The sequence below is a fragment of the [Bacillus] enclensis genome (assembly GCF_001456935.1).
Lineage (GTDB): Bacteria > Bacillota > Bacilli > Bacillales > Bacillaceae_B > Rossellomorea > Rossellomorea enclensis.
This window is the reverse complement of sequence record NZ_KQ758482.1, coordinates 1,065,449-1,085,095: the sequence shown is the minus strand read 5'-3', so window position 1 is coordinate 1,085,095 and position 19,647 is coordinate 1,065,449. Positions and strand designations below refer to the sequence as shown.

The following is a 19,647-nucleotide window of genomic DNA, read 5'->3' as shown; positions in this document are numbered from 1 at the left end:
TTTAACAAGATACGACAAAATGCGTTTATTGTAGGTTTTTGAACGGGGTGTTACGATTGATTTAAGGATAATTGTCATAATATTTAGATGAATTCATATACTATTTGTTTATGCTGGGAGGGTCTTCAATGCTGGATGAAATAATAGAAATGAGAGAAAAGGGCATCTCGTTCAGGAAAATTGCCAAAGAGCTGGGTACGACCGTAGGAAAGGTTCAATACCAATGGGTAAAATACCAAAAGGTTCTTGAATCAGGCAGCGTTCAAATCGAACCAGCGGAAACCATAACAGAAAAAAAGAACCAGGATATCCGGATCGGGAAAGTAAAGAGAAAGGCTTCTTTAAAATCCGGCCGCCAAAGCCGCAAACCCATTATGGAAGACTTCACGATTACATACTCAACCGGGGCCAGGATCTATTGTTACTGGACGATTTCGAAGGACTGGCTGGATCATTTGAAAGATCGTTTCAATCTGGACGGTGAATTGCCTTTCATTCTCAGGTTATATGATATCACCTCCATCATCTTTAATGGGCATAATCATCACTCCTATCGTGATTCTTACGTCCCTTCAACCGAATCGGATTGGTTCATAAATGGCCTTAAAGATAATAGAAGCTATTGCATGGATTTAGGGGTGCGGATCCCTTCGGGTGAATTCATTGCAATAAAGCGTTCGAATGTCATTCATACGCCGCGGACTGCTCAGGATGCCGAATATCATAGTTTAAGAGAACTAAAAGAATTCGAGCAGGGAAGAGTGAAAGAACCCAAATGGGTGGAGCATGTAAGCACATACTCATATTATGTGATGGAGCAGGAGGATAAAGCATGAGCAATAGGCAGAACGTGATGATCTTACCCCGTTTCAATGAACCTGCAATTGAAATGGAAGATAAGAAAGAGTATATAGTAAAATGTTCGACCCTGTTTAAGGAACATTTGAACCTGATCCAAGCGCTTAAAGAAAATGACGGTGAACCCATTCCGGTGATCTTGAATCCATTGGCGCTGTGCCTCTTTTCGAAAGAGGAATTCATTGAGGCCGCCGACGAATACCTTCAAGGGATGCTGATGGGGAACAAGGAAGAAAAAGAAAAGTGGGTCAGGATTTACTCTCAATGGTTAAATTGGGAGAAGAAATTATCGGAAGCGTATAAAACTCTTATGGACGACGGAAAAGCCATCATCATACCGACCGCTCTGAATTCGATCCCTTTGACCCATTACCGGACCACAATCGGGGTTGAGGTACAGGTGAAGATCAGCATCGGGATTTTCAAGGAATATCTTGGACACGAACCGGAGTTTTTCTGGCTTCCACAAGCAGCCTACCTCCCGGGAATCGATCTTTATCTTCTCAAGGAAGGGATAAAAGCTTCGTTCATTTCCTCCTTTTCTTGCAAGTTCAGCGAGAAAGAGAATGAAGAAGCAGATATTCTTCACAGTCCAAGAGGATTGAAATTGATTCCGGTATCTTCTAAAATTCTTCAATCGAATGCCGGGGGATCAATAGAACCGATTGCCCTGGATGATGACGGGCAGAAATTGCTGGGAGTTGCAGCTTTACCTGTAAAAGACTGGCTTACTGCACCGTCAACACTTGCACGGATCGGATTCGGTTATATGGGGATGGAGGAACAATTGCCGATAATGAAGGATGCAGAGATGAAAAATCTGCGCAAAATACATGGAATGGAAGAAAAGCTTGAGGAATTGAGTGTTGCTAAGGATATAAATGCTGCCGGCTTCAAACAGTTAACTAGAGAATTCATCGCAGCGATCCAAGGGATGTCTGAGAGTTTCTTGGACGATTCTGCCTTTAACAGGACGGCATCTATCATGATGGGGGGAGATATGGAGGATCACTTTTTTCACCACCGCAAAAAAGTGAATCCACTTCCGTCAGATGAATTATTAGAGATCCCGGGGTCAAAAAAATCGGCTCAGATTGCGGATAAGCAGGATGCGGTCTTAATTCTCAGCTGGGAGTATCCACCGAATATCATTGGGGGGCTTTCGCGGCATGTTTACGATTTAGCGAATAACCTGGTCAAGAAGGGGAAGCAGGTACACGTCCTTACTGCCCGCTCAAAGGATGCTGTTGCTTATGAAACATTGGAAGGTGTGACGATTCACCGTGTACACCCTCTGCACCCCTATGAAGAGAATTTCTTTAAATGGGTGTTCGACCTGAACCAATCTTTTGTGCAATATGCACATGAGCTGATCTCTCAGGAAAAGATTACACACATTCACGCGCATGACTGGATCGTTTCAACTTCTGCCATCAAGCTGAAGGAATTTTATTCCCTCCCGCTGATCACGACCATTCACGCAACTGAACACGGCAGAAATCAGGGAATCTACACAGAACTTCAGCAGAAGATTCACCGAGAAGAGCAGTTGCTGGTCGCTGCTTCCGACCATCTGATCGTGTGCAGCGAGCATATGAAGGAAGAAGTCCGTTCATTGTTTACTTTTGATGCACCGATAGAAGTGATACCAAACGGAGTTGAATTGGAAAGACTCGGGCAAATGACCACTGATCAATCAATAGAGGAGGGCAGGCCGTATTTCTTTTCCATCGGGAGGATGGTGCATGAGAAAGGCTTTGAAACGCTTATCAGGGCCGCTTCCCTGCTAAAACGGGACGGTCACATGGTTTCGTTCATCATTGCCGGTAAAGGACCGATGCTTGATCATTACCGCCAGCTTGTGAAGAATGAAAATCTTGATGATATGGTTTTCTTCCCTGGGTTCATTTCAGATGAGAAGAGAAACGGTTATTTGAAAAGCTGTCTGGCCGTCATCTTCCCAAGTCTTTACGAACCGTTCGGCATTGTTGCCCTTGAGGCGATGGCTTTCAGGAAAGCAGTTGTTGCATCAGAGACTGGTGGACTGAAAAGCATCGTAAAGCACGAAAAGACGGGCTTATTATTCCAGCCGGATAATGACTCGGATTTATACGAAGTTCTTCTTTCATTGCTCCATGATCCTTTAAAATCTGAACGTTTGGGGGAATTTGGTTTGAAAATGGCCGAATCCATGTTCAGCTGGGAACGGATTGCTGATCAGACCTTGCATGTATATGAAGATGTCCTCCTTCAGACAAAAGTAGAAGGGCTTCGGTGATGAAAGCCGTCATCTTAGCAGGAGGAGAAGGAAAGCGGCTGAGACCGTATACGATTTCAGTCGCCAAGCCAATGGTGCCGATCCTTAATAAACCGATACTCGAGTACAGCATCAACCTGCTTCGTTCCTACGGGATCAGGGATATCTTCATTACCACCTGTTACAAAAGCAGTACCATTAAAGAATACTTCGGAAACGGAAGCCGGTTCAACGTGAATATCACGTATTTGGAAGAAAGAAAGCCGCTCGGAACCGCCGGGGGAGTCTTTTTGGCAAAGCACCTACTCGTGGAGCCTTTTCTCGTATTGAGCGGCGATGCTTTCACGAACATCCCGATCGACCAGGTAGTCCGTTTCCACCAGAGTAAGAAAGCTGCCATGACGCTTGTGTCCAAAGATGTACCGGACCCTAGGGAATATGGTATCTGCTACACCGACCAAAGCAGGAAGCTCCTCGGGTTTAAAGAAAAACCTTCTTCATGGGAGGGGAACGAGGTAAACACCGGTGTGTATATCATCGAACCTTTCCTTCTGCGGAAGTATTCACGAAAAGGGGCATTGGACTTCAGTCATGATCTTATTCCGGCTCTGCTCCACAACAATGAAGAAGTATATGTTTTCAAAACGAACGCCTACTGGAGGGATATCGGAAACCCGGAGGAATACAAGAAAGCACGTGAGGATCTCATGAGGGGGCAGTTTACAACAGATGCGGCAACTGCTGCCGGAAAAACCGAGACGGCCGTCCTTGATCCTTTCATTACCAGGGTTCAGGTAGCCTGTCCTAAAGTGAAAAAGCCAATCGTAGTTGCCAAACTGCTGGAAACCGAGTCCGTTCCCTTCATGGATGAACAGGAGTTCAAGATTGAACACCGTGACGGTGGATGGACCAGGATTGTCAGTGATCCAGACAGGGGTTTTATCATTTATTCAAAAGCGGATAGAAAAAATCTGGCAAGGGAGCTTGCCAGGTACTATGGGAAAAAAATAAAAACATGGCAAAAGGTGTAGAGGCTGATGAATAATAAACCTAATAAAAAGTTTCATATTCAAGGGATCGCCTGGAAGGAAGCCGGCTCATATATACCTCTCGAGAAAATGATGGACGGATTCGACGGTATAACAGTCAACCTGTCGGAAGCTGATGAAAATTGGGGAGAATCATTATCGTTCGAATTGGTAAATGTCACGAAGGAAACAAAGAAACTGAAAATCTTCTTTCTGGTGGAATGGCTTTCCTGTTGTGAAGAGACCATAGGAGTACTTTCCCTCTCAAAAAATGCATTCTACAACTACAGTAAAAGAGATATGGCGATGTCCAACGTGGTAACAAGTGCAGACAGTATAAAGAAATCCGTTTTCCCTTTGAATCTGAAAGGATTGCAAATGTGGAAGAAGTCTTTAAAGTCCGGAAGTCTTCATTACTATCCGATCACGAACGGTCTTCATATGATGGCCTACATGCTGGAATATACATTCAAACCTTTTGAAGTTAAACAAGGAAGGCTGTTTGCCGTTGAAGGTGCGGTAAAAGGCAATGGATTAATTTTAACGGACAGAATGAAAAACGGACTAGCATTTCAGCAGGAAAAGTGATATTATAGAAAAGTCGTATGAATAGATGAAGATAGTGAAGTTTGGAGGGAAATAATAATGCGTGTAAACATTACATTAGCTTGCACAGAAACTGGTGAGCGTAACTATATTACTACAAAAAACAAGCGTAATAATCCAGATCGTCTAGAGCTAAAAAAATATTGCCCGAAATTAAAGCGTGTGACTCTTCACCGCGAAACGAAATAAGCAGCCGGATTTTATCCGCTGCTTTTTTTTATACTTCTTTTTAGCAGCCAGGTGATCTGCTGATATAATAGTCTGTGAAAAGGAGGGACATTATGGACAAAAAAGAAATGAGAATAAGTCAGCTTGAGGTGTTAAAAGCGATTTCTCCGTTGGAATATGAACAAAAATGTTATTCAATCGAACAGCGCCTCTTTCGGTCCGAATTCTGGAAGAGCAGTGAAGTCATAGCGGTAACTGTCTCAAAGCCGCCTGAAGTAAATACGTGGAACATCATTAAAAGGGGCTGGGAAGAAGGGAAGACGATATGTGTCCCGAAATGCAAGCCGGCAGGAAAAGAACTGATCTTTCATAAACTGACATCGTTTCAAGAGCTTGAGAAAGTCTTTTATGAACTGTACGAACCCATCCCTTCCATTACTCCATCCATACATAGGGACAGCATCCAGTCAGTGATCGTCCCGGGTATCGCCTATACACAAAAAGGGTACCGGCTCGGATTCGGCGGGGGGTATTATGACCGCTTTCTTTCAGGGTATAAAGGGAAGACCTTATCATTGGCATTCAGTGATCAGCTGGTAAAAAGTCTGCCTGTTGAACCTTTCGATATTCCGGTAGCTGAAATCTTAACGGAAAGTGAACGTATACAGTGTGACTGAAATCATTATTGTCTATCTGACTATACTGCTGGTTGCAATAGGGGGATGGAAAACGGACAATCTGAGTCCTTCTGGAGCCGTATCCGCTTTTCTTATGGGTTTGATCATCTCCCAGTTTTATCATTGGAGGGGCCTGTTGTTGATCGGGGCATTCTTTCTGAGTTCCAGCATATGGTCAAAGCTGTTTTCCTCTTCAAAAAAAGAAATAGAAAGGCGGCTCGCGAAGACCTCCGTCCGAGATTGGCAGCAAGTTGCTGCGAATGGCGGGCCTTCGGTTCTTTTCATCTTATTGTTCCATTTTACCGGCCATGACTGGTGGCTCTACTCATTTGCAGCCGCTGTCGCTGCAGCAAACTCTGATACATGGGCTTCCGAAATCGGTCCATTGAGTAAAAAAGCACCGCTCTCGATCCGATCTTTCAGGAGAGTGGAAAAAGGGACTTCCGGAGCCGTATCCCTGATCGGCACAATTGCATCATTCGCAGGGGCTGTCTTTATCTCTCTTTTGTTCTTTGTTTTCATGGAGTCATTTGACTGGACGATATTTATCATGATTACAGCTGCAGGTTTTCTTGGAAATGTATTCGATACGGTGGCAGGAGCATACTGGCAGGCTGAATTCAGATGTACTGTATGTAATTCCTCCACTGAAGCACCCGTTCATTGTGGTACTGCCACTGTAAAAAACAAAGGGTATACGTGGCTGAACAATGAAGCTGTGAACTTTTTGTCCAGCCTTTTTGCAGGGGTGATCCTTTTTTTGATGTTTGTGATAATAATTGGATAAACTTCCGTATTATAATCCAAACTATTCTCAGGAGGGATCATGATGAACGGATGGATCAAATGGCTCGTAATCGGCAGCTTCATTCTCTTTTTGCTGCCTAACCGTTATCGTATACTCAACCTGCTCCTGGGGAATTTTCTTATCCGCCGCTTTGCAGTTCAAGGAGCAATGAGCATACCCGCAATTCGCTCGAAATTCATTCAAAGTACATTCAGGTAGAGATTTAGCTATGTATTATTAAAGTAAAACCCGAACCCATTTTGCATTCTAGGAAGCAAATTGGTTCGGGTTTTGAATTTGTTCAATGCATTTATCAAAATTTAGTATTTTCAGCGGATAATTGGAGTGCAAGACGTAGACTCCTGCGGGAGAAGCGTGTTGGGTGAGACTTGTCCAGCTCCAGCGGAGAGGCTCGAGGTCATAAGTCAAGAAAGCCAAAAAGCGCCTTTCCGGCTTGCTCGCCTTATGCTTGTCGCCTCTGGGCGAGCCGCCTGCGCTTTTCTGTTTGTCCAGCTCCAGGGCTTAGAGGCACAGGTCATAAGTCAACTCGCCCAAGAAGGCAAAGAACGCCTTCGTGGGCGATTCGCCTTATGCCACCCGCCTCTGACCAAAGCCCTTCCACTTTTCTAACCCGAAGGCGAAGCCGAGGAGGCTCACCAACCGCTCGCGGAAAGCGAAGTCTTGCACGGAAATCATTAGCGTGTTTAAGTGATAATAGACTCTGACCCTTATAACTTTACATTCTAAAAAAGGTAAGGGTATAGTAGCAGTAAATCAAGGAAGCCTTAGGGGTTCCTGTAAAAAAACAGAAAGTAGTGGATGTAGTGAATTTACGATATCATTACCTCTTTTGGAAGATGGCGCATTACTTAATCGAACAAAAGCATTACCGGATCCTGAATCTGTCACAGGAGCAGGATGAAATCTGGTTCGAATCCACGGTCTTAAAAGATCCTGATGTCATTAGGCTGCGCCTGAAAGATCTCGATTGGGGTTCATGGCTTGAACGGGATATTGAACAAACTGTCCGGAATGCAGATATGATAAGAAAAAAGCTCCGAAAACGAAATTTGAAAATGAAAAATATATACATAACCACCTATCCGCCTGTTGATGGTGCAGAAGGAATGATCACTGATGATTCTCATGTAGGGAAGGCTGCCGTAGAATCCATTCTGATCGACGAATCAACCGGAAAAGAAACGCTTAAACAAGACACATTATTCAGTGATGGTGACTGGGAGCTTCCTCCCGAGGTGCTTGAAGCGAACGTCGAATGGATGAGAAGAAGTGCGGTGAACGCGTCAGCAAAGCAGGCGAAGAGAGATAGGGAGTTGTTTGAAAAGGGAAAACCGTTCTTCACTTATCTCTTCATCGCGGTGCAGCTCATCATGTTTGCGATACTTGAGATGAATGGTGGAAGCCAGGACCCTCAAACGCTGATCAAATATGGGGCAAAATATAATCCGCTGATCATTGAAGGAGAATGGTGGAGACTCATCACGCCGATATTCTTACATATCGGGCTGCTGCATCTGCTCATGAATACCCTTGCTCTCTACTATCTGGGCATTGCTGTAGAAAGGATATATGGACGTATACGTTTTGTCTTCATCTACATGCTGTCAGGGATCGCAGGCTCATTTGCAAGCTACCTTTTCACTTCTAACCTTTCGGCGGGAGCGAGCGGAGCCATCTTTGGATGTTTTGGTGCCCTCCTTTATTTCGGGGTGCTGTATCCGAAAATCTTTTTCCGCACGATGGGCTTCAATATCATAGCGGTCATCATTTTAAATCTGGCTTTCGGATTCACGGTCCCAGGCATAGATAACGCCGGTCATCTCGGCGGTTTGGCAGGAGGTTTCCTTGCTGCCGGGATTGTCAGTGTCCCGGGTAATCGCAGGATTTTCAGGCAGTTTCTCATCTTGTCGGCTACCGTAATTCTTATCGGAGTATTTTATGCCGGCGACCGGCAGTCAGCTCCTTCTGAATGGGATATTAATACAGTGAACGGCGTGGCCCAGGAAAAAATTGCAGATGAAGAATGGTCGGAAGCTGAAGAATTGTTGAATGAAGTCATTGAAACGGGCACGCCGAATGCAGAGACTTACTTCTATCTTTCATATGCTGAAATAAAACTTGGGAAAACAGACACCGCCAAGGATCATTTGAGGAGTGCCATCGAGAAAAGGGATGATTTCCACGAGGCGCATTATAATCTAGCTCTGATCCTGATTGACAGCGGTGACCGTGAAGAGGCACTCAAACAAGCCAGAAAAGCTTACAGCCTCAATAAAAATGAGAAAAAATATAAAAAATTGGTTGATGAGTTAGAGGGGGATTCCTAGGATGGCGTTACCCTCTGCCTCAATAAGGAAGGATTTCCGTCTTTGTCTACCAGAACAACAAGAACTTCTTTTTTATCTTTCTTGATCAGAATTAGGGGGATGGTACTGTCGATTGAATCGATGATTGTACCGTCTTCCTTTTTTATTCCTAAATAATAGTTTTTATACAGTCCTTCCCAAAGGTTTCCGATGAGCCTATCCCATTCTGCCTTCTCAAACCCTTCCAAGGGGTCTTCCTCAAACCTTGGTAATTCAGTGAGCGGTACAGCTGTGTATTCTTCGAGAGGGATACCGTACGTTTCGACTGCTTTTTCCCATAAGTAGTCCAGCTGCTGAGATGTCACCCTGTCGAGGATGGTCTTCCATTCTTTTTCTGCGTCTGTTACAGGCTGTCTGAAAGAGTTGAGCGGGCTGAAATTAGAATCGATGACATAAAGCGTATCCTCAGTCATCTTTTGTGCACTGGTATAAGTCGCGTCTTCATCTTCATGAATTTCAGAGTAATGAAAAGCTACTGCCTCCAAGAGGCTGCTTTCTTTCCATTCTATGGTTTTTTCCTGGACGATCCCATCGGTATCCTGCTCCCATTCATTCATCTTCCCCTTCAGTCTCCCGTTGATAAATAAGAAACCCACATCCTGGCGCAGATAAGCCGGTGTATCCAGCTTGGAGGAAATCTTCCATTTCACTTCATATACATTATCTTTTTTTTCAGGAACAAGCGTGAGAAGGGTCGAAGCCGATTCATAGGCAACATTTTCATTGATCGGGAAAAAAATGATGCTTTCCTCTGTCCGCGGCTGATATATAAACTCGATGCCGACCGCCAGTATGACCATAAGGATCAAGAAGGGAAGGGCGTTCCGTAAGATTTGTTTCATATCGTTCACCTCAGTGGTTTGTCCGTTTTTAATTCCTATGTCATAAGAGGTTTTAATATGTTCCAAGGTATGATTTATGTGCAGGTTGTCTAGTATGGTAAAGATGGTAAAACATGTTAACTTATGAGGGGTGAAGGCTGAAATGACGATGGAGAAAAAGCCTGTCTCTGCGAAAATAGAGGAGAATACAAGCTTTCTGAAAGAAGTCCTGGCTGTTGATAAGAGTTTTGATGTCATAAAGCTGGATTTAGAATATGCGGAACGTAAAATGGCGATGTTTATGGTGGACGGGTTCGTAAAAGATGATATCATGCATTACTTAATGAAGCTGCTGGCAGGACTGAATCCGGAACAGCTGGAAGAAAACACGCTGGAGAAATTATTAAAAACTTATATCCCGTATATCGAGATTGAACAAGTGGACGACCTGAATAAAGTCGTGGATCTGGTGCTGGCAGGACCGACGGCTCTCGTCGTGGACGGCATCGATAAAGTCATCATCATCGATGCGAGAACCTATCCGGTCAGAGGACCGCAGGAACCGGATATCGAAAGAGTTGTAAGGGGTTCAAGGGACGGATATGTGGAGACAATCGTATTCAATACCGCCCTTACCAGAAGGAGGGTGCGCGACCCATCCCTCCGCATGGAATATATGCAGGTTGGCAGAAGGTCGAAAACGGATATTGTCGTGTCCTATCTGGAGGACATCGCCGACCCCCACTTAGTTAAAAAAATAAAGGATTCCATTTCTAAAATTGACACAGATGGACTGCCGATGGGAGAAAAAACGCTGGAAGAGTACATATCGGGAAGGCACTGGAACCCATATCCGATGGTGAGGTATACGGAGAGGCCGGATACTGCCGCAGCCCATTTATACGAAGGGCATGTCATCATCATGGTAGACGGGTCACCGAGTGTATTGATCACTCCTACGACCTTTTGGCATCATTTGCAGCATGCAGAAGAATACCGTAACAAGCCATCGGTTGGGGCTTATCTGCGTTTTGTAAGATTTATAGCAGTGTGGAGTTCCATCTTCCTGCTTCCTCTCTACTATTTATTTGCCGTGCAGCCAGACCTCCTGCCGGAACAATTCAGCTATGTCGGACCGAATGAAACGGGAGAAGTTCCCTTATTCCTTCAGTTCCTGCTGATCGAGATAGGGATCGATATATTGAGGATGGCCGCAATCCACACACCTTCATCGCTCGCCACAGCACTGGGCCTTGTAGCTGCGTTGATGATCGGTCAGGTTGCCGTTGAAGTCGGCCTGTTTGTAAACGAAGTGATCCTGTACCTTGCAATCGCTGCAATCGGGACATTTTCCACCCCGAGTTATGAACTCAGCCTGGCAAACCGGCTCGTGCGGATCTTTCTGCTCGCTGCCACTGCACTATTCGGCGTTTACGGTTTCGTCATCGGTGTCATGGCCTGGATCATTGCACTATCAAGAATGAAATCATTCGACATCCCTTATATGTGGCCGTTCATACCATTCAATTTCCGGGCTTTCAGAGACGTATTCCTGCGCTCGCCGATGCCCCTCAAAAACAGAAGGCCGCGCTTCCTGCATCCAAAAGACCCGGACCGCTAGGAATAAATAGTTTGAAGACTACCTTTGGTGTTAAACCTGGAAGGTAGTCTTTTTTGAACTTTGCTAAAGATTAAAGGTCTGTTCCAGAGGGCATCAGAAGTGGATTGGAGTGCAAGATGAAGACTCCTGGGGGAAGAGTAGCTGATAAGAAAAGCGAAGTTTAGCACGGAAATCAATAGCGGCGATGAGTGGAATCAAAAAAGTTGAGAAGTCAAAAAGAGCTTACAGAAATCAACTGCGTTGATAAACCACTTTTATGAAGAAAGAATTGAGAACACCCGGGATTTGTCATATACTTTAGTGGGAAGAGAGAAAGCAGGTGTAAGAATGAGAACGATCTATGACATTCAGCAGTTTTTGAAAAGCTATGGAACCATCATTTATACCGGACACCGTCTTTCAGACCTGCAGCTCATTGAAGACGAACTGAAGGAGCTTTACAAATCCCAGCTGATTGAAATGAGGGAGTTTCAGACAGCTCTCTTGATATTAAGGCAGGAAATTGCAATGGAAAAAGAAAAACAAGAAAAATAAGGGTGATTAGATGACAGAACAATGGCTGGTCGGAGTCGACTTAGGCGGCACGACGACAAAAATAGCATTTCTAAGTAAATACGGAGAGTTGCTACATAAATGGGAAATCCCTACGGATAAATCCGAAAACGGAAAAAACATCATCGTCAACATAGCAAAAGCGATCGACCGGAAACTCGAGGAACTCGGACAGAGCAAGGCAAAGCTGGTCGGGATCGGCATGGGTGCACCAGGGCCGGTGGATATGGCAAAAGGCATTATATATGAAGCAGTCAATCTCGGATGGGATACAAATACCCCTTTGAAAGATCTGCTTGAAGTGGAAACCGGCCTTCCGGCTGTCATTGACAACGATGCAAACTGTGCTGCACTCGGTGAAATGTGGAAAGGTGCAGGGGACGGTGCAAAGGATCTCGTCTGTGTCACACTCGGAACAGGTGTAGGCGGAGGAGTCATCACCAACGGAGACATCGTACACGGGGTAAAAGGCGCCGGCGGAGAAATTGGACATATAACAGTCGTTCCCGAAGGTGGTTTTCAATGCAATTGCGGGAAGACAGGGTGCCTTGAAACGGTTGCTTCCGCCACTGGAGTTGTGCGCCTCGCAAATGAAAAGCTGGATTCGACTTCCGATCACTCAACATTGAGGGATATCCGAAATGAAAAAGGGAAGGTCAGTGCCAAGGATGTATTTGATGCGGCAAGGAGCAATGATGAATTGGCTGTAAGCGTTGTCGGACAACTTGCTTTCTATCTTGGTCTCGCATTGGCGAATTTAGGGAATGTTTTGAATCCAGAAAAAATCGTGATCGGAGGAGGCGTGTCACAAGCAGGGGATATATTATTGAAACCAGTACTAAGCTGCTTTGAACAATTCTCTTTTCCGACTGTCAGGACATCGACCGGCCTGAGCATCGCGACATTGGGTAATGACGCAGGTGTGATAGGTGCGGCATGGCTTGTGAAAAATAAGATCTGATTTTCGCAAAGACCTGAGCTCCCATAAAGGGGGCTTTTTTTTGATGGGGAAAATCTACTGTTCCGCCAGCCGCCGAGGGACTCATGACCTGCAAGGCTCTTATGGAGACACAGTGTTTCCTGGGTCTATGGGTTCATTTTGAATAAAAAAGGAGAATATGAAACTTTTAGTTGTTTTAAACGTCTAATAGTAAGGGTAGGAGAATAAGGTGTAAAATACTATTTTACACGGGTTGTATGATATTGGGTTTGACGTTTTGTAAAAAAAGTATTAAGATAACACATGGTTCTAATTTAAAATTTACTTATTTTACCAGTTAAAAAATTACATTTTATGTTACATACGAACGAACACGTAAGTAGCAAGGAGGTTACAAAATGAAGATAAATAAGATTCCAAAGGTACCATTAGTCCTCATTGCAGCGCTGCTCCTTTGGATAAAAACATATATCGTCTATAAAACTAGTTTTGATATAAAAATAGAAAACACGATCCAGGAAATCATCCTTTTCATGAATCCATTAGGGTTCCTGCTGTTCATATTTGGAATCGGGCTCTTAATGAAAAAAGATAAATCCCGCACCCGCTATATGATCATCACAAGTTTCGTGTTGTCTTTCATCCTTTATGGGAATGTAGTCTTCTATCGATTCTTCGATGACTTCCTGACGCTCCCTGTATTATTCCAGACAAGCAACTTCTCCGATTTAGGGGGCAGCGCCAGTGCCATCATGAGTTGGAAAGATATGTTTTACTTCGTGGATGTCTTCGTCCTGATTGCGTTAATCAAATTCTTGCCTTCATGGTTTTCTCTTAAAAATTACAGCCGGGCAAGCAGGAGGGCTTATTTCCTCGTTGCGACAGCACTTGTCTTCTTCAATCTTGGACTGGCTGAATCCGAAAGGCCGCAGCTTCTCACGAGAACCTTCGACCGTGAAATGCTCGTAAAGAACATCGGGACTTACAATTACCATATTTATGATATTTTCCTGCAATCGAAATCTTCCGCCCAAAGAGCATTGGCGGACGGCAGCGAGCTGGCGGATATTGATAATTACGTAAGAGCAAATTACATTGAGCCCGATAAAGAGATGACGGGCATCGCAAAAGACAAGAATCTGATCATCGTTTCCATGGAATCACTCCAGAATTTTGTCATCAACAGTAAAGTGAACGGCGAAGAAGTTACTCCTTTCTTAAATGATTTCATCGGAGAAAGCTATTACTTTGATAACTTCTATCATCAAACGCAGCAGGGGAAAACGTCGGATTCCGAATTCATCTTGGATAATTCCCTTTACCCGTTGAACCGAGGGGCCGTTTTCTTCACACATTCAGGCAACGAATTCGACTCCATGACAGAAAAGCTCGATGCAAACGGCTATTACACAACGGCAATGCACGCCAATAATAAGAGCTTCTGGAATCGTGATATCATGTATGATTCCCTCGGGTATGAGCGCTTCTATTCTTTACCTGATTATGAAGTGACCGAAGATAATTCCGTTAACTGGGGAATGAAAGATATCCCGTTCTTCGAACAATCAGTGCAGCACATGAAAGAAATGCCAAAGCCATTCAGTACCAAAATGATCACACTGACAAATCATTACCCGTTCACACTGGATGAAGAAGATAAGTTAATCGAGCCGTATACTTCTAAGGACGGTACTGTAAACCGTTATTTCCAGACAGTCCGTTACATGGATGAGGCGTTGAAGAACTTCATCAACGATCTGAAAGAATCAGGACTTTACGAGAATTCCGTCATCGTCATGTACGGTGATCACTACGGCATCTCTGAAAATCATAATACGGCAATGAGTCAGTATCTCGGGAAAGAAGTCACTCCGTTTGTGAGTACTCAACTGCAGAGAGTCCCGCTCATCATCCATGTGCCCGGACAAGAAGGTAAGACGATTTCCAAAGTCGCAGGACAAATCGATTTGAGACCTACAATCTTGAACCTGTTGGGAATCGATACGAAAAAAGATATCCAATTCGGAGGGGACATCTTCTCTGACCAGCATGAAGATTTCACCATCCTGAGAGACGGACGCTTCATTACAAAGGATTATGTGTATGCAGGTGAGAAATGCTGGGATAAGGAGACAGAAGAAAAAACCGACATGAAATTCTGTAAACCATATCAAGAGCGTGTCACAGAAGAACTCGACTATTCCGATAAGGTCATCTATGGAGACCTGCTCCGCTTCTATGAAGAAACAGAGTATCGGGATGAAGAACAATAATTGATTGCAGAGCTTGCGAATAAGATTCGCAAGCTCTTTTTTTGTCATGAAATAATGAGCGAATCATATGAGTAAGTATGGATGTATAGCAGGGAGGTCTCATGATGAAAATCAGTGTTAGGAGCGGGGATACATTCTGGTACTACAGTCAGCTGTTTTTTATACCGGCAGGACTGATCATCGATTCAAATCCATCTCTGGATCCGAACGCCTTGAAAATCGGGTCAGAAGTGGAAATACCGGGGTTCATCAAAGAAAGTTATACAATTAAACAAGGAGATACATTCTGGAAGCTCGCGGAGCAGCGGAATATCCATGTTGACGGTCTGCTGCTTTTGAATGGTAATATAAATCCCGATGCCTTGAAGATCGGTTCGGCCATCATTTTGCCTTCAAGGGTCACTACACCTATTGTCAATGGAAGACAGGGGTACAGTTTTGAAATATTACAAAGGGATTTAACAAGACTGAAAGAAATATATCCATTCATCAGATTGCGTTCGATTGGCGAGAGTGTATTGGGGAAACCGCTTTATGAAATAAAAATAGGGGACGGTTCCAAAAAAGTCCACATGAACGCATCTTTTCATGCAAATGAATGGATCACGACTTCGGTCTTAATGACATTCCTGAATGATTTTTTACTTTCGTTGACGAATATGATGCCTATAAGGGGAGTAGAGACATTGTCCGTCTATAAGGCGGTGACACTCTCGATTGTTCCCATGGTGAATCCAGATGGGGTGGATCTTGTCCTGAAGGGGCCTCCTTCAGCGATGAAGGATCAATTGTTGAACATAAATAATGGGAGCTCTGATTTTACGGGATGGAAGGCAAATATACGCGGCGTGGATCTTAATAATCAGTTTCCTGCGAAATGGGAACTTGAAAAAGAAAGGAAAGAAGTAAAGTCCCCGGCCCCCCGGGATTTCCCAGGTGATAAGCCCCTTTCTGAGCCAGAGACGATTGCAATGGCAGAGCTTGCACAGGAAGAATTGTTCGATCGGATGCTTGCTTTACACACACAGGGCAAGGAATTTTACTGGGGATATGAGGGACTGGAACCTCCTGAAGCTGAAAGGCTTGCCGAAGATTTCGAACGGGTCAGCGGCTACAGATCTGTAAGGTACATTGACAGTTATGCGGGATATAAGGACTGGTATATAAAAGAATATAGAAAACCGGCATTTACTCTGGAACTTGGTAAAGGGATCAACCCCCTTCCCCTCTCGCAATTTGACGAGATATATAGAGATACATTGGGGATCTTTCTTGTTTCAATATATAGATGGTACTAATTTAATGGGTCAAGTAAAAAAATAGTCTTTTTTACCTGTTGAAATTAAAAATATCATAGTAGATTTTTAAGTGAAAGAGGAGTAAAATGAATCATCAGCTTTATTATTGTGATATCGTTCCTATAATGAAACCAACATGAAATGAATAAAAGAGTGGTGACCTTTGTCGATGCTGGATGGAGCAGAATCAATTGGTCATCATTTTTTGAATTTTTGTAATGTTTTTATCATATTATTGAAACATTTTGGTCTGTAATACGTACTAATTCATATAGGCGAATTTTTCGGTGAAAATAAAAAGGGGGAGTGTCTTAGTGAAAAAACTAGTCTTTATATTATTATTGGGCAGTTTGATAATGTTGGCTGGCTGCCAATCTAAAATCACTGATGCTCCCCAGACCGGTGAACAGAACCCGCAAAAACAAGAACCGTTGAAAGTAATAGGGAAAAGCATATCATCCGATACATTTATCGAAAACATCGATTGGCTATCCGATCGCGAAATCTTGACTGTAATCGAAGAAAAGGGGGCAGCGGCCTTATATATTACAGACGTCTTTAAAGGGGACAAGGAAAAGCTTGCTGAAATACCTTCTTCCTATGTCCGCTCCATGGTTTCTCCCGATAAAAGCAAGATCCTCATCCATTCAGCACCTGCTACTTACTCAGCGATGATCACGATCATCGACCTCGATGGAAAAGAGATATACAGGAGTGAAATTCCGTCTTCAGAACTAACATACGTTTGGAATGCGTTCAATACAGACAAACTTCTGATTACGAGTTTTGCAGAAGATTGGAGCTTTGAAGTATTTGAACTGGACCTGAATTCCTCTAAGTTACGATTATTGGATGTGGAAGAGCCCTTCTTGAAATGGAATTCCGAAGTATCGGTCCTTTATCAGGACTGGAACAGTGAGGAAATCAGTATATCAGCCCCTTTGATGGCCCAAAATATTCTGGATGGAAAAAAAGAAACGATTGATACGGCAAGTGTCCATTTTGAACGCTTCCCTCATTCCCTCCTTTCTGTCCATGATAATGAAAATAAGGATGATCGTTTCATGTACCAATTCATCAATGAAAATGGAGAAATCCTCTCTGAGTTCCAGGCGACATTACTGAGCCGGTATTCCGATTGGTTCATTCCTTTCTATGATATGATAGATAATAATGATGAACTGATTACCTTTAAAGCAAATGAGGCAGGCTCTTATGATACATATTCCGGTACGTTTTCTTTGGAAAAATGGAATGTGACTGATGGGAGTGAGGAGACACTGATGACAGGTCTTGCTGCTGAACCACTCCAATGCTCTCCAGCCGGGACTCATTGTTTGTATGGTAATCAACTTGAAAAAATCATTGATACCAATGATGCATCCATCATTGAATTAGTAAAAGAGGAAGGGTAGATAGTATGGCAATCGTAGACGTAACTGTTATTCCTATTGGGACTGAAACACCAAGTGTGAGTTCGTATGTTGCTGATCTTCAGAAAATCCTGCAGAAGCATGAAGATGAAGGGAATATCCGGTATCAGCTTACACCGATGAATACAATCATAGAAGGGGAACTTTCCACCTTGCTCGGAGTGATACAGGAAATTCACGAGGCCCCTTTCCAAAAAGGGATCAAGCGTGTGGCCACAAATATCAGAATCGATGATCGGAGAGATAAAAAGGGGACAATGGAAGGCAAACTTGCTTCCGTTAAGGCCCATATGGAGTAAGAAATATAGACTGTATCTCTCAAAAAGAAAAAACCCTCCATGACGGAGGGTTTTTTTCTTTTTGATTCTAGTGGCCACCCGGGTATCCGGAGTGAAGGACAGTCATAATTGTAAACCAGCCAAAAACACCTAGAGTTGCCAATGAAAACACGATTCCAAGACCATTCTTGTTTTTGAATGTGCTTACCACTGCGAATAAAGCCAATAGTGTGACCAATGCTGTAATAATTACAAGACCCATTTATATGACCCCTTTCATTGAAAATACGTTTTCCTAACAACGCTTACAAAATACATATAATCGTATGTACATAAATGCACTCATTAACATTTTATATTTTTTTCCTCTATTTGTCGAGGTCTAAAAGTTTGACACTTCTATGGCACCGAATTTGTTTTTTTCTGATCCCTGCATCTGCTACAATAATTATATCCCGATACCATAAAGGAGGTAAATGAATGAAATGGAAACAAATGCCCTTAGGACCGCTGCAGACAAACTGTTATATCCTTTGGAACGATCAGAAAAACTGTCTAATCGTAGATCCGGGTGCAGAAGGTGAGAAACTTGTAAGCTGGCTGAATGAACATAACCTTAAGCCCCTTGCCATTTTATTGACGCATGCCCATTTTGATCATATTGGAGCAGTCGATACAGTCAGGCATACATATAATATTCCGGTATATATCGATGAGAAAGAATCGGAATGGCTGACTGATCCCGGCCTGAATGGTTCCGGTTTATTCGGAATGGGTAAGATTCAAGCGGCACCTGCCGACAGAATCATCACATCTGAACATACCCTTACCATTGATGATTTTACACTTCAGGTGTTCAAGACACCCGGCCACTCTCCGGGAAGTCTTTCCTATTATGCGCAAAGTGAAGGAATAGTATTTGCAGGAGATACACTTTTTATGGGAAGCATCGGCCGGAGTGACCTGCCCGGAGGCGATCATCAAGAGCTCCTGTCAAGCATCCATGATCATCTGCTCACTCTTCCGGAAGAAACAGAAGTCCTTCCAGGCCACGGTCCGGCAACTTCGGTGGGAAATGAAATGGACGGCAATCCTTTCTTGAATGGATTTTAAGAGAAAGAAAAAAATTCCCTTTAGCATTTAAGCTAAAGGGAATTTTTTTAGTGTCCTCCTGCACCCGGAGTCATCATAAAGGTCGTCCAGTAAGTAAACCCAGCGAAGAACACAGTCAGATAGGCACCGAAAATATAAATATACATACGTTCGGAAAGTTTTAAGTAGCTTAACATAATGAAGAATCCTGTTTGGCCTAAAAAGATTAATGATGTCGTTGTCATATCGCCAAGATAAAACATTACAGCAAAAATTCCAGTCCAGAATCCAAGAACTCTGTACATACGATCCATATGTAACCCTCCTTTGCACCCTAAGTCCATCATTCAATATTATAAATGAATCATACTGCAAAAGTAAATATCTGTTTGATGATAGTTTGTGACGATTACGTGATTTCTACTCCCAGAAGCTGAAAACGTATTCCGAAACCGCCTTCACCCTGCTATTAGCAAGGTTTTGAAGCGTTTGAAAAAAATTCATAAATTACCGAGTGTAATTACTGTACAAAAGTTATACAAAAAGTATACAATGTATTTAACTAATAAGG

The 19,647-nt window shown here is 43.4% G+C and carries 20 protein-coding genes; 17 read left to right on the top strand and 3 right to left on the bottom strand.

All coding sequences use genetic code 11. The annotated features are described in order from the left end of the window. Window positions 1–128: 128 nt before the first annotated feature. The 9 genes from AS034_RS05490 to AS034_RS05455 all read left to right on the top strand — a co-directional run bounded on the left by AS034_RS05490 (window position 129) and on the right by AS034_RS05455 (window position 8,729). The gene (locus AS034_RS05490; protein WP_032087647.1) at window positions 129–836 is read left to right on the top strand and encodes a DUF4912 domain-containing protein; all 708 of its coding nucleotides are present in this window, start codon (window positions 129–131) and stop codon (window positions 834–836) included. Continuing rightward, window positions 833–3,136: a glycosyltransferase family 4 protein gene (locus tag AS034_RS05485; protein WP_058297793.1), complete on the top strand. Its 2,304-nt coding sequence runs from the start codon at window positions 833–835 to the stop codon at window positions 3,134–3,136. The genes AS034_RS05490 and AS034_RS05485 overlap by 4 nt, the downstream gene beginning before the upstream one ends. Then, window positions 3,136–4,146: a nucleotidyltransferase family protein gene (locus AS034_RS05480; RefSeq protein WP_058297792.1), complete on the top strand. Its 1,011-nt coding sequence runs from the start codon at window positions 3,136–3,138 to the stop codon at window positions 4,144–4,146. Before AS034_RS05485 ends, AS034_RS05480 begins: the two co-directional genes overlap by 1 nt. Window positions 4,147–4,152: 6 nt before the next feature. Further along, entirely contained in the window at window positions 4,153–4,731 is a 579-nt protein-coding gene (locus tag AS034_RS05475; protein WP_032087649.1) for a hypothetical protein, read from the top strand. A 57-nt stretch (window positions 4,732–4,788) separates the two neighbouring features. After that, on the top strand, window positions 4,789–4,938 hold the full coding sequence (rpmG, locus tag AS034_RS22255; RefSeq protein ID WP_064091498.1) for a 50S ribosomal protein L33: 150 nt from the start codon (window positions 4,789–4,791) through the stop codon (window positions 4,936–4,938). Window positions 4,939–5,030: 92 nt separating this feature from the next. After that, window positions 5,031–5,594: a 5-formyltetrahydrofolate cyclo-ligase gene (locus tag AS034_RS05470; RefSeq protein ID WP_058297791.1), complete on the top strand. Its 564-nt coding sequence runs from the start codon at window positions 5,031–5,033 to the stop codon at window positions 5,592–5,594. After that, window positions 5,587–6,381 carry a DUF92 domain-containing protein gene (locus AS034_RS05465; protein ID WP_058297790.1) on the top strand — a complete coding sequence of 265 codons (795 nt, stop codon included), beginning with the start codon at window positions 5,587–5,589 and terminating at the stop codon, window positions 6,379–6,381. The genes AS034_RS05470 and AS034_RS05465 overlap by 8 nt, the downstream gene beginning before the upstream one ends. Window positions 6,382–6,423: 42 nt before the next feature. Beyond that, entirely contained in the window at window positions 6,424–6,600 is a 177-nt protein-coding gene (locus tag AS034_RS22935) for a hypothetical protein (RefSeq protein WP_169792801.1), read from the top strand. Between the two features lie 605 nt (window positions 6,601–7,205). Further along, window positions 7,206–8,729 (top strand): rhomboid family protein, encoded by a 1,524-nt coding sequence (locus tag AS034_RS05455; protein WP_074439977.1) that lies wholly within the window; start codon window positions 7,206–7,208, stop codon window positions 8,727–8,729. On the opposite strand, the gene AS034_RS05450 is transcribed toward AS034_RS05455, so the two are convergent. Next, window positions 8,726–9,610: a hypothetical protein gene (locus AS034_RS05450; RefSeq protein ID WP_058297787.1), complete on the bottom strand. Its 885-nt coding sequence runs from the start codon at window positions 9,608–9,610 to the stop codon at window positions 8,726–8,728. The genes AS034_RS05455 and AS034_RS05450 overlap by 4 nt on opposite strands. A gap of 148 nt (window positions 9,611–9,758) precedes the next feature. Between AS034_RS05450 and AS034_RS05445 the strand changes: the two genes are divergently transcribed. The 7 genes from AS034_RS05445 to AS034_RS05415 all read left to right on the top strand — a co-directional run bounded on the left by AS034_RS05445 (window position 9,759) and on the right by AS034_RS05415 (window position 18,005). Next, entirely contained in the window at window positions 9,759–11,210 is a 1,452-nt protein-coding gene (locus tag AS034_RS05445; protein ID WP_032087921.1) for a spore germination protein, read from the top strand. Window positions 11,211–11,537: 327 nt separating this feature from the next. Next, window positions 11,538–11,744 carry a YqgQ family protein gene (locus AS034_RS05440; protein ID WP_032087922.1) on the top strand — a complete coding sequence of 69 codons (207 nt, stop codon included), beginning with the start codon at window positions 11,538–11,540 and terminating at the stop codon, window positions 11,742–11,744. Between the two features lie 10 nt (window positions 11,745–11,754). Continuing rightward, window positions 11,755–12,723 carry an ROK family glucokinase gene (locus tag AS034_RS05435; RefSeq protein WP_032087671.1) on the top strand — a complete coding sequence of 323 codons (969 nt, stop codon included), beginning with the start codon at window positions 11,755–11,757 and terminating at the stop codon, window positions 12,721–12,723. Between the two features lie 377 nt (window positions 12,724–13,100). Beyond that, window positions 13,101–14,975 (top strand): LTA synthase family protein, encoded by a 1,875-nt coding sequence (locus tag AS034_RS05430; protein WP_032087672.1) that lies wholly within the window; start codon window positions 13,101–13,103, stop codon window positions 14,973–14,975. Window positions 14,976–15,079: 104 nt separating this feature from the next. Beyond that, complete coding sequence (locus AS034_RS05425; RefSeq protein WP_032087673.1) at window positions 15,080–16,273, top strand: M14 family metallopeptidase; 1,194 nt, start codon at window positions 15,080–15,082, stop codon at window positions 16,271–16,273. Between the two features lie 314 nt (window positions 16,274–16,587). Then, the gene (locus AS034_RS05420; RefSeq protein ID WP_058297786.1) at window positions 16,588–17,688 is read left to right on the top strand and encodes a YqgU-like beta propeller domain-containing protein; all 1,101 of its coding nucleotides are present in this window, start codon (window positions 16,588–16,590) and stop codon (window positions 17,686–17,688) included. A 5-nt stretch (window positions 17,689–17,693) separates the two neighbouring features. Continuing rightward, window positions 17,694–18,005, top strand: coding sequence for an MTH1187 family thiamine-binding protein (locus AS034_RS05415; protein ID WP_058297785.1), 312 nt, complete (start codon window positions 17,694–17,696; stop codon window positions 18,003–18,005). 67 nt (window positions 18,006–18,072) lie between these two features. Here the strand turns inward: AS034_RS05415 and AS034_RS22250 are convergent, their stop codons facing one another. After that, the gene (locus AS034_RS22250; RefSeq protein ID WP_032087676.1) at window positions 18,073–18,246 is read right to left on the bottom strand and encodes a DUF2759 domain-containing protein; all 174 of its coding nucleotides are present in this window, start codon (window positions 18,244–18,246) and stop codon (window positions 18,073–18,075) included. Between the two features lie 218 nt (window positions 18,247–18,464). On the opposite strand from AS034_RS22250, the gene AS034_RS05410 reads away from it, so the two are divergent. After that, the gene (locus AS034_RS05410) at window positions 18,465–19,097 is read left to right on the top strand and encodes an MBL fold metallo-hydrolase (protein ID WP_058297784.1); all 633 of its coding nucleotides are present in this window, start codon (window positions 18,465–18,467) and stop codon (window positions 19,095–19,097) included. 47 nt (window positions 19,098–19,144) lie between these two features. Here AS034_RS05410 and AS034_RS05405 read toward each other — a convergent pair whose 3' ends face one another. Continuing rightward, window positions 19,145–19,390, bottom strand: coding sequence for a DUF2626 domain-containing protein (locus AS034_RS05405; RefSeq protein ID WP_032087678.1), 246 nt, complete (start codon window positions 19,388–19,390; stop codon window positions 19,145–19,147). Window positions 19,391–19,647 lie beyond the last annotated feature (257 nt).